This window comes from Nitrosomonas sp. Is37 (assembly GCF_033063275.1).
Classification (GTDB): domain Bacteria; phylum Pseudomonadota; class Gammaproteobacteria; order Burkholderiales; family Nitrosomonadaceae; genus Nitrosomonas.
The window spans coordinates 1-13,631 of record NZ_JAWJYP010000028.1 but is presented as its reverse complement, the minus strand read 5'-3'; the positions used below and the strand labels follow the sequence as shown (position 1 = coordinate 13,631).

Annotated in this window: 13 protein-coding genes; 9 read left to right on the top strand and 4 right to left on the bottom strand. The window is 44.1% G+C overall.

The annotated features are described in order from the left end of the window. Positions 1-23: 23 nt before the first annotated feature. Positions 24-620, bottom strand: coding sequence for an HNH endonuclease family protein (locus tag R2Q26_RS12135; protein WP_317536519.1), 597 nt, complete (start codon positions 618-620; stop codon positions 24-26). A gap of 303 nt (positions 621-923) precedes the next feature. Here R2Q26_RS12135 and R2Q26_RS12130 point away from each other — a divergent pair, with 303 nt between their 5' ends. The 4 genes from R2Q26_RS12130 to R2Q26_RS12115 all read left to right on the top strand — a co-directional run bounded on the left by R2Q26_RS12130 (position 924) and on the right by R2Q26_RS12115 (position 4,554). Then, positions 924-2,339 (top strand): ethanolamine ammonia-lyase subunit EutB, encoded by a 1,416-nt coding sequence (locus tag R2Q26_RS12130; RefSeq protein WP_317536518.1) that lies wholly within the window; start codon positions 924-926, stop codon positions 2,337-2,339. Then, entirely contained in the window at positions 2,326-3,138 is an 813-nt protein-coding gene (gene eutC / locus R2Q26_RS12125) for an ethanolamine ammonia-lyase subunit EutC (protein ID WP_317536517.1), read from the top strand. The genes R2Q26_RS12130 and eutC overlap by 14 nt, the downstream gene beginning before the upstream one ends. A 324-nt stretch (positions 3,139-3,462) precedes the next feature. Then, positions 3,463-4,176, top strand: coding sequence for a hypothetical protein (locus tag R2Q26_RS12120; protein ID WP_317536516.1), 714 nt, complete (start codon positions 3,463-3,465; stop codon positions 4,174-4,176). Positions 4,177-4,332: 156 nt separating this feature from the next. Beyond that, positions 4,333-4,554, top strand: a complete 222-nt coding sequence (locus tag R2Q26_RS12115; protein ID WP_317536515.1) for a nucleoside deaminase — start codon at positions 4,333-4,335, stop codon at positions 4,552-4,554. 8 nt (positions 4,555-4,562) lie between these two features. Here R2Q26_RS12115 and R2Q26_RS12110 read toward each other — a convergent pair whose 3' ends face one another. After that, a complete protein-coding gene (locus R2Q26_RS12110; RefSeq protein WP_317536514.1) occupies positions 4,563-4,937 on the bottom strand; it encodes a YchJ family protein in 375 nt (124 codons plus the stop codon). 347 nt (positions 4,938-5,284) lie between these two features. Between R2Q26_RS12110 and R2Q26_RS12105 the strand changes: the two genes are divergently transcribed. The 3 genes from R2Q26_RS12105 (at position 5,285) to dapE (ending at position 8,432) form a co-directional block, all read left to right on the top strand. Beyond that, a complete protein-coding gene (locus tag R2Q26_RS12105) occupies positions 5,285-6,430 on the top strand; it encodes an ABC transporter permease (RefSeq protein WP_317536513.1) in 1,146 nt (381 codons plus the stop codon). Continuing rightward, on the top strand, positions 6,430-7,212 hold the full coding sequence (locus R2Q26_RS12100; protein WP_317536512.1) for an ABC transporter ATP-binding protein: 783 nt from the start codon (positions 6,430-6,432) through the stop codon (positions 7,210-7,212). Before R2Q26_RS12105 ends, R2Q26_RS12100 begins: the two co-directional genes overlap by 1 nt. 89 nt (positions 7,213-7,301) lie before the next feature. After that, the gene (gene dapE / locus R2Q26_RS12095) at positions 7,302-8,432 is read left to right on the top strand and encodes a succinyl-diaminopimelate desuccinylase (protein WP_317536511.1); all 1,131 of its coding nucleotides are present in this window, start codon (positions 7,302-7,304) and stop codon (positions 8,430-8,432) included. A 65-nt stretch (positions 8,433-8,497) separates the two neighbouring features. Here the strand turns inward: dapE and hemH are convergent, their stop codons facing one another. Together hemH and hrcA are read right to left on the bottom strand one after the other, a co-directional pair. Then, positions 8,498-9,583: a ferrochelatase gene (hemH, locus tag R2Q26_RS12090; protein ID WP_317536510.1), complete on the bottom strand. Its 1,086-nt coding sequence runs from the start codon at positions 9,581-9,583 to the stop codon at positions 8,498-8,500. Between the two features lie 50 nt (positions 9,584-9,633). Beyond that, positions 9,634-10,656 (bottom strand): heat-inducible transcriptional repressor HrcA, encoded by a 1,023-nt coding sequence (gene hrcA / locus R2Q26_RS12085; protein WP_317536509.1) that lies wholly within the window; start codon positions 10,654-10,656, stop codon positions 9,634-9,636. 172 nt (positions 10,657-10,828) lie between these two features. On the opposite strand from hrcA, the gene R2Q26_RS12080 reads away from it, so the two are divergent. Further along, positions 10,829-11,713 (top strand): NAD kinase, encoded by an 885-nt coding sequence (locus R2Q26_RS12080; RefSeq protein WP_317536508.1) that lies wholly within the window; start codon positions 10,829-10,831, stop codon positions 11,711-11,713. Between the two features lie 12 nt (positions 11,714-11,725). Further along, entirely contained in the window at positions 11,726-13,405 is a 1,680-nt protein-coding gene (gene recN, locus R2Q26_RS12075) for a DNA repair protein RecN (protein ID WP_317536507.1), read from the top strand. The last annotated feature ends 226 nt before the right edge of the window (positions 13,406-13,631 follow it).

Here is a 13,631-nt window from a genome sequence, read left to right as displayed (position 1 = left end):
ATTGAAATTAATGAATCAGACTTCTATCGGCAGGTTTTGGCTAATCCATTCAAAGCAGCTTCTTCTTGTTTAGTATAGATTAATTTGTATTTATGCTTAATGTACTCCCACCGTTTTCCATACTCACACCAATAGGCTTTTCGAGGCGGCAACCATTCATGTGGCGCTTTATCTGATTTGGCTTGATTAATTTTATCGCTTACCACTAAAAGATTTTCAAAGTCGTTAGCGAATTCTGTGCGCTGCCTTTTTGTCCAGTCACTGGCGCCATGCCGGTGAGCATGCGCGAGTGGGACGATATGATCTATATCCACATCTGAGGCTTTGGTAAATATCTTGCCTGTATAGACGCCAAACCACTGCCCGGATATAACAGTGCAGCGACGAGAATCTTTGAATTTAACAGGAATTGTACTGCTCGCAATCAATAATTCTTGTCGTGTGTTCTGGCAATCACCATCAGTGTCTATCCAGTGAGGCCAGTCTTTCCGGTTATAGGGTTTGCTATAGTGGGGAGTTTCAACTTCTTGAGGATAGCGCCCAGCCTGCTTATCTGTGGCACAGCCATGAAGCATTACCAAAGCAGGTATAAATAGGATTAGTAGAAAAATATTTCTCATAGATCAAATTGACTCAATTTCAGGGGGGGCTATTTTGAGTGATCAGATGAGACTTGGCTAGAATTTAATCACTAGAAGGTGAAGCAGTCGGCGGTTGGATATGCTATCAGCTCATGTTACACTGAAAAAAACCTCATAAATCCTGAATCAGCATGTCGTCGAGCTGGTCTGAGAGGTAAATTACCAGGATCATAGTGGAAGAGCTATTGGTGGGTGATCTGATTGAATATAACGTTGAGGTACGACAACCTTTTCTAAGGCATTTCAGGTATCGGCAGTGCAATTAAAGCAAGAGAGATACTTATGGTATACCGCTTCAGCGTAGGGGCATCTCGCTATTATTTTAATGACTTAAAAGATTTACTTGCCAAAGCATCTCCCGCTCGTTCTGGTGATTGTTTGGCGGGTATTGCCGCTGAGACTTATGCTGAGCGTGTGGCAGCACGGATGTGTTTAGCGGAAGTCCCCTTAAATCGTTTTCTAGAGGAATTACTGATTCCTTATGAAAATGATGAAGTTACGCGCTTAATTGTCGACACGCATGATAAGCAAGCATTTACCGAGATTAGTCACCTGACTGTGGGTGATTTTCGCGACTGGCTGCTTGCAGACAGTACTGATTCAATCATTTTAAGGCGTATTGCACCAGGCATTACCCCGGAAATGGCAGCTGCTGTGAGTAAGCTTATGCGTAATCAGGATTTGATTTTAGTTGCCAGGAAATGCCAGGTGATTACCGCATTCCGAGATACTATTGGCTTGCCTGGTCGCCTCTCTGTGCGCTTGCAGCCTAACCACCCCACTGATGATCCGCGTGGCATTGCTGCTTCCATTCTCGATGGTTTGTTATACGGTTCGGGTGATGCAGTCATTGGCATTAATCCCGCCTCAGATAGTTTGCTAGCCCTGATGAATCTGTACTATTTGGTAGATGAGATTATCCATCGATACGATATCCCGACGCAGTCCTGCATTCTTACCCATGTAACTAATCAGATTCAGTTGATTGAAAAAAATATACCGGTGGATCTGGTATTCCAATCAATTGCAGGTACTGAAAAAGCGAATAAGCATTTTGGGATAGATCTCTCGTTACTTCGCGAAGCCAGATCTGCGGCACTGTCGCTTAATCGTGGCACTATCGGCAACAATGTCATGTATTTCGAGACAGGGCAGGGATCAGCACTGTCGGCCGATGCAAATTTTGGGATAGATCAGCAAACCTGTGAAGCACGAGCTTACGCGATTGCGCGTCACTTCTCTCCCTTGCTGACCAATACTGTTGTTGGTTTTATTGGCCCGGAGTATTTGTATGATGGAAAGCAGCTCATTCGTGCTGGACTGGAGGATCATTTTTGTGGGAAGTTGTTGGGGGTGCCGCTAGGCTGTGATGTTTGCTACACGAATCATGCTGAGATCGATCAGGATGATGTTGATACTTTAATGACTTTACTTGCTGCCGCTGGCGTCACTTTTATCATGGGTGTTCCCGGTGCTGATGACATCATGCTTAATTATCAGTCGACCTCTTTTCACGATGCGCTTTACTTACGCAAAGTGATGGGGCTGGGTGTTGCTCCAGAGTACGAGCAATGGCTGAAGAACATGAATATAATGAATAATGAAGGGCAAATTCAGCCAGTGGAGCCAGTTCATCATTTATTACAAGGTATGTCCAATCATTTGCTGACTTTTAAAGCGCCAATTGAAAAAGTTTGATAAACCAACCCTGAGCATAGATCCGTGGCAGCAGCTAAAAGGGTTCACTCGCGCGCGTATTGCCTTGGGAAGGGCAGGAAGTAGCCTGCCAACAAAAGAGTTGCTGGATTTTACTTTATCTCATGCCATGGCGAGAGATGCGGTCCATCTTGCTTTGAATGTGGCAGCCCTTGCTCAGGATTTAGAAGAGCAGGGGTTCTCTATCCAGCTGGTGCATAGCAAAGCACCTGACCGTACCAGTTATCTGCTACGGCCAGATTATGGACGGCAACTTGATCAGCAAAGTAGGCGGCAGCTACAAGCTATCAAGCTGGCAACTGCATTTGATTCGGTTAATTTGGTCATAGTCGTTGGCGATGGATTATCCTCATTGGCGGTTGAACGCCATGCAAAGCCATTGCTTACCGAAATAAAAAAGAATATTCCAGAACAATGGAAGCTAGGTTCCATCGTGATTGCCTCACAGGCTCGCGTAGCTTTGGCTGATGAAATTGGTGAGTTACTGGGGGCCGATATCGTTATCATGCTGATTGGTGAACGTCCGGGATTGAGATCGCCTGACAGCTTGAGTATTTATATGACCTATGCGCCAAGAGTCGGTTGCAGTGATGCAGACCGAAACTGTATTTCTAATATTTGCTCAGAGGGATTACCTTACGAGACAGCTGCAAAGAAACTAATCTGGCTGGCAAAAGAAGCTATACGTCGAAAACTTTCAGGCGTGGCGCTAAAAGATGAAAGCAGTGTGCAAGAAATTGCAGTTACTGATCAGCTAAAAAAACTGCTTAAACCAGAGTAAGCGAAAATTCTCTTTTTCAATGTAAAAAGAAAGCAAATCCCATCAAAGGAGCCGCTTCATGGTTGCTGAAGAATAGGACTAGCTGATTAGTACCACGGTACAAGAGACAACAATTGTGTAACATAGAACAATTAATAGTATTATCAGTACATTTGCTCATTAATAGTCCTATAGAATCAAGATAAATGATGTGAGGCCTGCTAAAGGTAATTTTGCGGCCTCATGCGCCTTTAAACTGGATCAACAGCTAGAACATCAGAGGTAGCATGATTTATTTATCTCTGTCAGTTTGAGTCTGTTTGCAGTTAGTAGAAGGAGAAAAAAATGAAGAAAGGTTACATCATTGTAATTGGAGCATTTTTAGTATCTGGGGTAGGAATTCCTGCGGTTGCTGGGGAGGAAAACAATAGCCCAAGAAAACAAACTGTTGATGATTTAGCTTGTAGCGTTGACGAAATGGTAAACTGGGATGGTGTCAGCTGGGTTTGTGCATCTGACAGAACGAGTATAGATAGCGATAATCTTGTTCTGATCGATAGCGATCCCACTGGTTCGAAGCCAGTGGGAAGAGTATTAACCTGCCAAGGGATGAACGATAATCGAGTTAGTGTTGCTATATCAATAAAAGGTGTGAATGGAAACAATTATCAGTTTCCAGTAAACATCTCAACAAATCAAATCGATCCCCACGGTAGAACTTACTTTACCTCCTTGGATTGTTCTGGCGAGTTTTACATTGAAAATCATCTTAATAGCATGGAGGAGTCTGATTGTATGCAAAATACCGATCCTTATTCCGTAGCATTGTTGGAAGATGGTCGGGTCCAACTGATAGTACCGGTAGTCGGTACGGAAACTACCATAGTTGCTGGCAGTATGTACAATGGTTACTCTTGTGAGCAATTAACGCATTTCAATATGCCGCACAAAGTAATTAAAGGCATAATAGCCGTTGACGATCTGCATGCCGAATTCATACCTCCATTTACGCTTATCGCAAATGATGCCACCAAGAGCTTAGCAAGAATAACTCATTGAAAATATGAAATTCATATATTCACACATTAGCTAAAAGTTGATTGATTGTTCTGGCGGTGGGTATCAAGCAACCCTCGACAGAATCATCCCGTCGAGGGTTTTTTAGAGTGACTGAATAAAATGTTCAATATCACCTTATGCCTTTAGGGGGGAGGGATGATGGACTCTTTTATGTTCGCTGCTATTCAGGAAGCAAGAAAAGGGGTTACCGAAGGAGAGATTCCGATTGGTTCTGTCCTGGTTCACAAAGGTATCATCATAGGTCGTGGTCATAATCGTAGAGTGCAACACGGTAGTGCAATTTTGTATGGTGAAATGGATGCTATTGAAAATGCTGGTCGACTCCCTGCTGGCATTTATCGGGAATGTACGCTCTAACTACATGATTAAAGGATATCACCATCAACATAGAACCACTGTCCTGCTTTGCGTACAAAGCGACTGATTTCATGCAGGCGATGAGCACGACCGCTCACTTTATAGCGGGCTATAAATTCAACTATCGCATGGTCTGCTGCGAATTGCTCATGGTGCCTCACTTCAAGACTTAGCCATTTCCTGTTGGGTTCACTTGCCAATCCAAGTGAGGTCGGGCGGATGCTGTCACACCAAGTCGCCAAAAGATAATCTTCACGGTTAAGTGTATAGGCAGTGTAGCGTGAACGCATTAATACTTCTGCGCTGGGGGCGAATTCGCCTTTGTCCAGATAGCGGCCGCAGCAGTCGATGTATTTCTTATTGCTGCCACAGGCACAGTACATCGTATTGATATCCATATCAGGCTGAAAGAATCATTACTAAAATTATTTTATTCTATTTCTAAATCAAACCTGATTTTGTCAGCTTCTCCGCCGTATTATTTATACTGTCTGCGGGGCACCTTCGCGTCATTTTTGATTTGGAAATAGAATGAGTAGGTAATGCTGCACAAATTAATTTATCAATACCATGGAAAGTTACCACTGCTTTTTAATTGACCCTGATTATCATAATGAGATTTATCTCCTGATGGTGGTCTATAATGACTCATTGTTTCCATCTTGACACTTCTTGATAGTTTGCTTTTGCTTCATAGCGATGCTTCACAACTATTGTAAAAAAGAAAATTATGCTATCCAGTAATCGTAGTGATGATACTTCACCTTGGTATCAAATGATTGTCGAGGAAAATGTGCCTTGCATCAAACTCACTGGCAGTTATACGCTGGCAGCATTAGATCAAGAGCTACGGAAAGTTAGTACTAAGCTCACTCGTTTTGCGGCGCAATCAGATCTTCACTGGGATTTGACTGGTATCCAGCAAATGGATCATGCAGGTGCCGTATTAATCTGGCGAGCCTGGGGAATGCATCGTCCAGCTTATTTATCGATACGACCCGAGCAGGAAAGATTGTTTGCTCACTTGGAAAAAGTACACCCAGCACCTAAACCCGTACGCCGTGACATTCTTTGGCCCATCCTGACGCTAGGCAGGCGTTATTTTTTATTTTGGGACCATCTGATTGGCATTATCACGTTATCTGGCCAGGTGTTACTGAATGTATTTTATCTTATTAAACATCCTAATCAGATTCCTCTGCGAGAGATTTCTGCAAATTTGTTCAGAACAGGGGCGCAAGCACTGAGTATTACCGCACTGGTGGGTTTTCTTATCGGTATCGTCCTCAGCTATCTTTCTTCTGAACAGCTGCATACCTATGGTGCTGATGTGTTTATTGTTAATATTCTAGGGATGAGTATCATTCGTGAGCTGGGACCAATGCTAGCTGCAATATTAGTTGCCGGCCGTTCTGGTTCATCGATGACAGCCCAGCTTGGTGTGATGCGTGTTACTGAGGAGCTGGATGCACTGACCGTCATGGGTATCCCGCACAGCTTGCGTTTGGTTTTACCTAAAATCATCGGATTAGGCATTGCTATGCCACTTGTCGTACTTTGGACCAGCGCGATTGCCATGCTCGGAGGAATTCTAGCGGCTGATTTACAAATAGGATTGAATTATCAATATTCATTAAGCAGTCTACCCGATGCTGTTCCAGTTGCTAATTTATGGATAGGGATGGGCAAGGGGGTAGTCTGTGGTATGGTCATCGCCCTGATTGCTTGCCATTTTGGCTTGCGCATTAAACCTAATACCGAAAGCCTTGGCGAGGGCACAACCAATTCTGTCGTAACTTCCATCACGGCGGTTATCCTCATTGATGCGATATTCGCCATAATTTTCTCGAATGTAGGTCTCAAGATAGCAGGTTAATGAGTAACAACGATCCTATTATAGAGATAGAAGGCTTGTATACACGCTTTGGTAGTCATGTCATCCATGAAAACATTAGCTTAAGTGTATATAGGGGAGAAATACTGGCATTGGTTGGAGGTTCGGGCAGTGGTAAAACAACCTTGCTGCGTCAGATGTTAGGCTTGGAGACACCTGCGCAAGGGAGTGTTAAGATTCTTGGTCACTCCAGATATGACTGCGGTCTCGAATTATCGAGAAGCCTGCGCAATCGTTCCGGAGTTTTGTTTCAGCTAGGCGCGCTTTTTAGTGCGCTGAATGTATATGACAATATTGCGCTGCCTCTGCGCGAATTACATTGCTTGCCTGAAGAGATGATTCGCGACCTGGTCATGTTAAAGCTTGGTATGGTTGAGGTAGCAGCGGAGCATGCCAATAAAATGCCTGCGGAACTCTCCGGTGGCATGGTCAAACGTGTTGCGTTAGCGCGAGCGCTTGCGTTGGATCCTGAACTACTGTTTTTGGATGAGCCTACAGCTGGCCTGGATCCAGCATTGAGTGAGAGTTTTGTTAAACTCATTCAAACGTTACGCCAGGAGCTCACCCTGACGATCGTTATGGTCACACATGACTTGGATACGCTGGCGGCGATATCCACGCGTGTTGCGGTCTTGGCTGATCAGCGTCTTGTTGCATTAGGTAAACTAGCCGACATTATCAAAATTGATCACCCTTTTATCAAAGATTTTTTCCTTGGGGAACGTGGTCGAAATGCATTACGAAATGCGCTGGCTCTCCCTTAAGCAGGATTTCAGCAAAATAAATAGGTACCAGGTAGATTGATCGTGTGATTTTTTAAACTCTATAAATCATCAATTCAAGGAAATTTCTCATGTCAGCTGACACATTAACGCTTGCCCAAATGCTCATTAGCCGTCGCTCTCTTACACCAACTGATGATGGTTGCCAGGAAATATTAATCAATCGACTCCAAAATATAGGATTTAACATTGAGCGCATGCGCTATGGTGAAGTAGATAATTTATGGGCGCGTCGAGGTATGGGTCAGCCAGTAGTCTGTTTTGCAGGTCATACTGATGTGGTGCCAACCGGTCCCCTTGCTCAATGGGAAAGCGATCCGTTCACACCGACAGTTCGAGACAATAAGCTTTATGGACGTGGGGCAGCTGATATGAAAACTTCCCTGGCTGCATGTGTGACTGCCATAGAACGTTTTGTCTCTACTTATCCAGATCATAAAGGTTCAATCACATTACTGATCACATCAGATGAAGAGGGTGTTGCTGTGGAGGGCACTGTTAAAGTGGTAGAAGTGCTGAAAGCACGTAGAGAATTGCTTGATTATTGTATTGTCGGCGAACCGACTTGCACTGATAAACTGGGAGATACTATTAAGAATGGACGGCGTGGCTCCTTATCAGGAAATTTAGTTATCAAAGGAGTACAGGGACATATTGCCTATCCGCACCTCGCCAAGAATCCTATTCATTTGGCTGCGCCCGCCATCGCTGAACTGGCCCAAACTACATGGGATCAAGGTAACGAGTATTTTCCAGCTACGACATGGCATATTTCCAATATCCATGGTGGTACCGGGGCTACCAACGTTATTCCAGGTGAAGTGAATCTGTTATTTAATTTTCGCTTTTCAACCGCAAGCACGGTTGAGTCACTTAAGCAGCGAGTGCATGAAATTCTTGATCGACATGGTTTGAATTACGATTTGACATGGGAGCTTTCCGGTAAACCTTATCTTACTCCCAAAGGAGAATTAGCTGACGCGCTCAGCGCAGCGATTAAAAATGTAACAGCAATTGAGCCCCAGCTTTCCACCAGTGGTGGCACTTCCGATGGTCGGTTTATCGCGGACATTTGCTCTCAAGTGGTTGAATTTGGGCCGTGTAATGCCACTATTCACAAACTCAACGAGTACGTGGAGATAGAGGATATAGAGCGATTATCAGAGATTTACCGGCTAACTTTGGAGCGGTTATTGAGGTAATTGTACTGTTTGGAACTTTGATAGATGATAGAACGAGTTGCTTATTCAGGGGTTTTTTTAGCAGCTTATTCTATCGCGCCCATCTCTAGTGCAAGACTGCGTGATTGTTCAGTTTCATCTTCGGTTGGCTCTGAGCCCAGCCAGCCCTGCAAGTGAGTGTAAGTTATATCACTCAATGCTTTAATCCAGTCTTGATGCTCATTGAGACAGGGAATGAAATGAAATTCCTGTCCACCCGCTTCAATGAAAGTTTTTTTTCCTTCAAGGGCGATTTCTTCCAGTGTCTCAAGGCAATCTGAAACAAAACCAGGACAAACCACATCCACTCGCTGCGTTTTTAACTTGCCTAATTCCTTGAGGGTCACAGCAGTATATGGTGTTAACCATTTCGCATTACCAAAACGCGATTGAAAACATACTTGATATTGTTCTGCATCCAGTTCCAGCGCTTCTGCCAGAAGCCTGCCAGTTTTCTGGCATTCACAGTGATAAGGATCCCCCTTATCTAGCGTTTTTCGCGGTACGCCGTGAAAGCTGAAGATGAGTTTTTCAGATTTACCATGTTCAGCCCAATAATCGCGAATATTTTGCGCTAGTGCAGCAATATAGCTCGGATTATCATGAAAATGCTTAACTATACGGATAGCCGGGATATTGCGCATTTTTTTCAGTTCCGAAAAAAGATTATCCATTGCCGATCCACTGCTGCTAGATGCATATTGCGGAAAAAGTGGGAGTGCCAGGATTCGGTCACAACCGCGCTCTTTCATTCGTTGCAGTACATTCGCGATAGAGGGATTACCGATATTCATAGCAAATTCAACGATAGGGGCTGGTTTAATGCGCTCTTCCAGAGCATGCGCTAATAGTCTGGCTTGCTGCTCAGTATGGATTTTTAACGGAGAGCCTTCCGGCATCCAGATTTGCGCATATTTTTCAGCCGATTTTCTTGGGCGCGTATTAAGGATAATGCCATGCAATATGAACTGCCAGATCCAGCGAGGAAATTCGATAACCCTTGGATCACTGAGAAACTGTTTCAAATAAGGTTTTAGCGCTTTTGCAGTAGGTGCGTCAGGTGTTCCTAGATTGATCAGCAACACTCCAATTTTATTTAAGGTTCCGTGTTGGTAGGCCGGTTCAGGTAACATGGGTTTATTTATTTTTATCTTTGTTTAAACAGGTATAGAGGTAATATCTGTCAATTTTGTGACAAGCCACTTGTGAGCAGTCTGGCAGTAATATCCACGATTGGAATAACACGCTCGTAAGCCATGCGCCTCGGGCCAATAACGCCAACAGTTCCCACTACTTCTCCTTCTATTTCGTAAGGGGCAGTCACCACACTTACTTCATCCAATGCGTCAACATCCGATTCTCCACCAATGAAAATTTTTACACCATGGGCTTGGCGGCTCAATTCCATGAGCCGTAACAACTTGGTTTTACGCTCAAATAATTCAAAAAGTTTTTTTAAATTAGTCAAATTGTCAGAGAGATCTTTAACATCGAGCAGTTTATGTTCGCCTGTTAATACAACTGCTTCACTGCTTTCACGAATGACATCACTGCTGATTTCAATTGCTGTGCTCATGAGGATTGTCATATCATGACGCAATTGCCTTAACTCTACTTGTAGACGGCTGCGGATTTCTTCCAGGGTGCAACCTGCATAGTGCTGATTGAGAAAATTACTTGCTTCGATCAAGTCTGATTGACTGTAAGAAGTTTCAGTAAAAATGATCCGATTCTGCACATCGCCTTCTGGCGTCACCATAATGAGCAGAATGCGCTTTTCAGATAATGCCATAAACTCTATATAACGAAATACTATGCCACCTGACCGTTTAGGTGTAACAACTATTCCTGCAAACTGAGTCAATTCGGAGAGCAGTTGCGAAGCCACATTGATGAGCCTTGACGGATTATCTGGATGCATCTGGTTTTCCAAGTGAGATACCTCTTTACTATCCAAAGATTTGACGATCAATAAGCTATCGACAAAAAAGCGGTAACCCTTAGCGGTAGGTATCCGGCCAGCTGAGGTATGAGGGCTGGTGACATAACCCATTTCTTCAAGATCAACCATGACATTGCGAATAGTGGCAGGGCTAAGATCTAATCCAGAGAATTTAGAAAGCAACCGCGAACCCACCGGCTCGCCTTCATGAATATAGCGTTCGACCAGTGTCTTCAGTAAGATTTTGGTACGTTCGTTAAGCATCTGTTTATTCTACACGATTCAGCTTTGTGAAGAGTATATTCTGGAAGAAAAGCTCTACTTTCTTTAGTGGACGGTTATTTTAACAATAATTTTTTTACCTTTCAGATACGCTGCGTTAATATTTAGAATGTTTTCTAAAAACATTTGATATCTTAAATATAGATTTGTTTCCATGAGCGTATTTTTCAACAAAGTTGCATTGATCGGTAAGCATAAGAATCCAGAAATCCTGGCGCCGTTATTGAGTCTGGCAGAGTATTTGGTTAGTCGTAATTTTGAAGTGGTACTTGATCAGTTGACTGCCTCACATCTTGGCAAAATTGACTACCCAGTGCTGACATTGGAAGAGATTGGCGCACAGGCTGACCTCGCCGTCGTATTGGGGGGAGACGGCACCATGCTTAACATTGCGAGGATTCTTGCGCCGTTTAATGTGCCATTGGTTGGGGTCAATCAAGGACGGCTCGGTTTCCTGACCGATTTGACAGTTAATACCATGATAGAAACGCTTGGCGCTATGCTGGATGGGCAGTTTATTATGGAAGAACGCATGCTGCTATCTGCAGAAGTATTACGAAATGAGGTAAGTGTATTCAGAGCGTTAGCATTTAATGATGTGGTGGTTCATCGAGGTATCAGCAGCGGCATGATTGAGTTTGAAGTACGCATCAATGGTGAATATGTCTATTCATTACGCTCTGATGGCCTGATTGTAGCAACCCCCACTGGCTCAACGGCTTATGCGCTTTCTTCAGGGGGACCTATTTTACATCCCAGCCTTGATTTGATTGAGTTAGTCCCGGTATGCCCCCATACTTTGAGTAATCGTCCTATCGTGGTCGAACCGGATGCAATGATCGAAATCAAGGTACTTTATACTACTGAAACTAAAATATACGCGGATAGTCATTCCTGGTTTGATTTGGGGGAGCATGACAGGATTATCGTGCGGCGTTTCTCTGAGAGAGTCAAATTGTTACATGCGGTCAATCATAGTTACTATCGTATGCTGCGAGAGAAGCTTGGCTGGAGTGAAATTCCCCAAAAAGATCAATGATGATGGGCAGGTATGTTGATTCATTTGACGATTCGTGATTTTGTGATTGTTGATTTGACTGAACTAACGTTTAGACCAGGCTTTACAGTTTTGACCGGTGAAACAGGGGCAGGGAAATCAATCCTGATTGATGCCTTGATGCTTGCATTGGGAGAACGTGGCGATGTGGGTCAGATTCGACATGGTTGTGAACGCGCAGAAATCATTGCCGAGTTTGATATTAGCCATGTTCCAAGTGTCCAGGATTGGCTGCAAGAAAATGATCTTCAGGCTGATCCTGGCACTTGTTTACTTCGTCGTATCTTCGACACTCATGGGCGTTCACGCAGCTATATCAATGGCTGTTCTGTAACCTTGCAGCAGCTTCGTATTGTTGGGGATCAGCTAGTTGATATTCATGGGCAGCATGCACATCAATCTTTGTTACGGAGTGATATGCAGCGGGACTTACTGGATGGCTATGCTGGTAACAGTGAGTTAGCCAAGGTGGTTGCAGCTGCTTTTCAGCATTGGCAGCAATTACATCAGCAACGTCTTAAATGGGAACAGAATGCAGCTCTATTTTTACAGGAGCGTGAGCAGCTGGAATGGCAACTTCAGGAGCTTTCTGCACTGAATTTTTCAATAGAAGGGTGGCAAGCATTACAGGCTGATCATAATCGCTTGTCTCATATGGCAAATTTGTTGGAAGCAGCCGAATCCAGTTTGGAAATATTATCCGAGAGTGAATCCGCTGCATTGGGGCAGCTTCATGTTGTGCTCACTCGTCTGCGTTATTTCCTGGATTATGATAGTGATCTTAAGTCTCCTTATAATTTATTGGAAACTGCCCAGGTTCAGCTGCAGGAAGCAGTATACGAATTGAAACACTACCGACAGCGACTCGATCTTGATCCGCAAAGTTTGCATATTACCGAGGAGAGAATTGCAGTCATTCATGCCTTAGCTCGAAAATATCGTATTTCTCCAGAGGAGATACCTGATTTATTGTATAGAACAACACAACGCTTGCAGGAACTTGGAGTTAATGCAGATGGTGACAGCTTTGCTGAAGCTGCTTCATCGGCAAAGAAAGCCTATGATGAGCTTGCTCAGACACTCACCATAGCACGGCGCAAAGCGGCTGAAGCATTGGCACATCAGGTAACTGAAGCGATGCAGACGCTGGCAATGGCAGGAGGTTGTTTTGATATCATGCTGACCCCTTATAACCAAGGCAATGCGCATGGGCTTGAGCAGATTGAATTCCAAGTTTCGACACATCGGGGGGTACCCCCACGCCCGCTGGCAAAAGTTGCTTCAGGGGGTGAATTATCACGTATCAGTCTAGCGCTACAAGTGATAACGAGTCAGGTAGGTACAGCGCCAACCCTGGTCTTTGATGAAGTGGATGCAGGGATTGGAGGGCGGGTTGGTGAAATTGTTGGCAGACTTCTTAAGCAGTTAGGCAAAACGCGTCAGGTACTCTGTATTACCCATTTAGCTCAGGTGGCCTCGATGGGAGATCAGCACTGGCAGGTCTTCAAAGCACCTGAGTCAACTGCTGACAAAACAGTGTTTAGCTCTATCCGCGCACTGGATGAGCAGGAGCGGGTAGAGGAAATAGCGCGTATGCTAGGGGGGATGAATATTACTGCCACGACCCGCAAGCATGCTGCGGAAATGTTGCAGGAAAATAAGAAGTTGTCCTGAGAAATCATACACATTTATCCATAGTCAATCCTAGCATTGCGATTCGCACCATATTCTCAGGGCTATGGCATGGGATCTCATAATCCTTAGGGTCTGTTGACGTTTTGAAATAAGTATTTCATAAATAGAAAGCAAACTCGTAATATTGAGGTTCTCACACCACTAATAAAATGAGTTTGCGATGCCCCGACTGATGCTCACTGATGAGTTCTGGCCGAAGCTAGAG

Coding starts and splice junctions, on each gene's coding strand:
- R2Q26_RS12135 (WP_317536519.1), bottom strand. CDS start 620: ATGAGAAATATTTTTCTACTAATCCTATTTATACCTGCTTTGGTAATG.
- R2Q26_RS12130 (WP_317536518.1), top strand. CDS start 924: ATGGTATACCGCTTCAGCGTAGGGGCATCTCGCTATTATTTTAATGAC.
- R2Q26_RS12120 (WP_317536516.1), top strand. CDS start 3,463: ATGAAGAAAGGTTACATCATTGTAATTGGAGCATTTTTAGTATCTGGG.
- R2Q26_RS12115 (WP_317536515.1), top strand. CDS start 4,333: ATGATGGACTCTTTTATGTTCGCTGCTATTCAGGAAGCAAGAAAAGGG.
- R2Q26_RS12110 (WP_317536514.1), bottom strand. CDS start 4,937: ATGTACTGTGCCTGTGGCAGCAATAAGAAATACATCGACTGCTGCGGC.
- R2Q26_RS12105 (WP_317536513.1), top strand. CDS start 5,285: ATGCTATCCAGTAATCGTAGTGATGATACTTCACCTTGGTATCAAATG.
- R2Q26_RS12100 (WP_317536512.1), top strand. CDS start 6,430: ATGAGTAACAACGATCCTATTATAGAGATAGAAGGCTTGTATACACGC.
- dapE (WP_317536511.1), top strand. CDS start 7,302: ATGTCAGCTGACACATTAACGCTTGCCCAAATGCTCATTAGCCGTCGC.
- hemH (WP_317536510.1), bottom strand. CDS start 9,583: ATGTTACCTGAACCGGCCTACCAACACGGAACCTTAAATAAAATTGGA.
- hrcA (WP_317536509.1), bottom strand. CDS start 10,656: ATGCTTAACGAACGTACCAAAATCTTACTGAAGACACTGGTCGAACGC.
- R2Q26_RS12080 (WP_317536508.1), top strand. CDS start 10,829: ATGAGCGTATTTTTCAACAAAGTTGCATTGATCGGTAAGCATAAGAAT.
- recN (WP_317536507.1), top strand. CDS start 11,726: ATGTTGATTCATTTGACGATTCGTGATTTTGTGATTGTTGATTTGACT.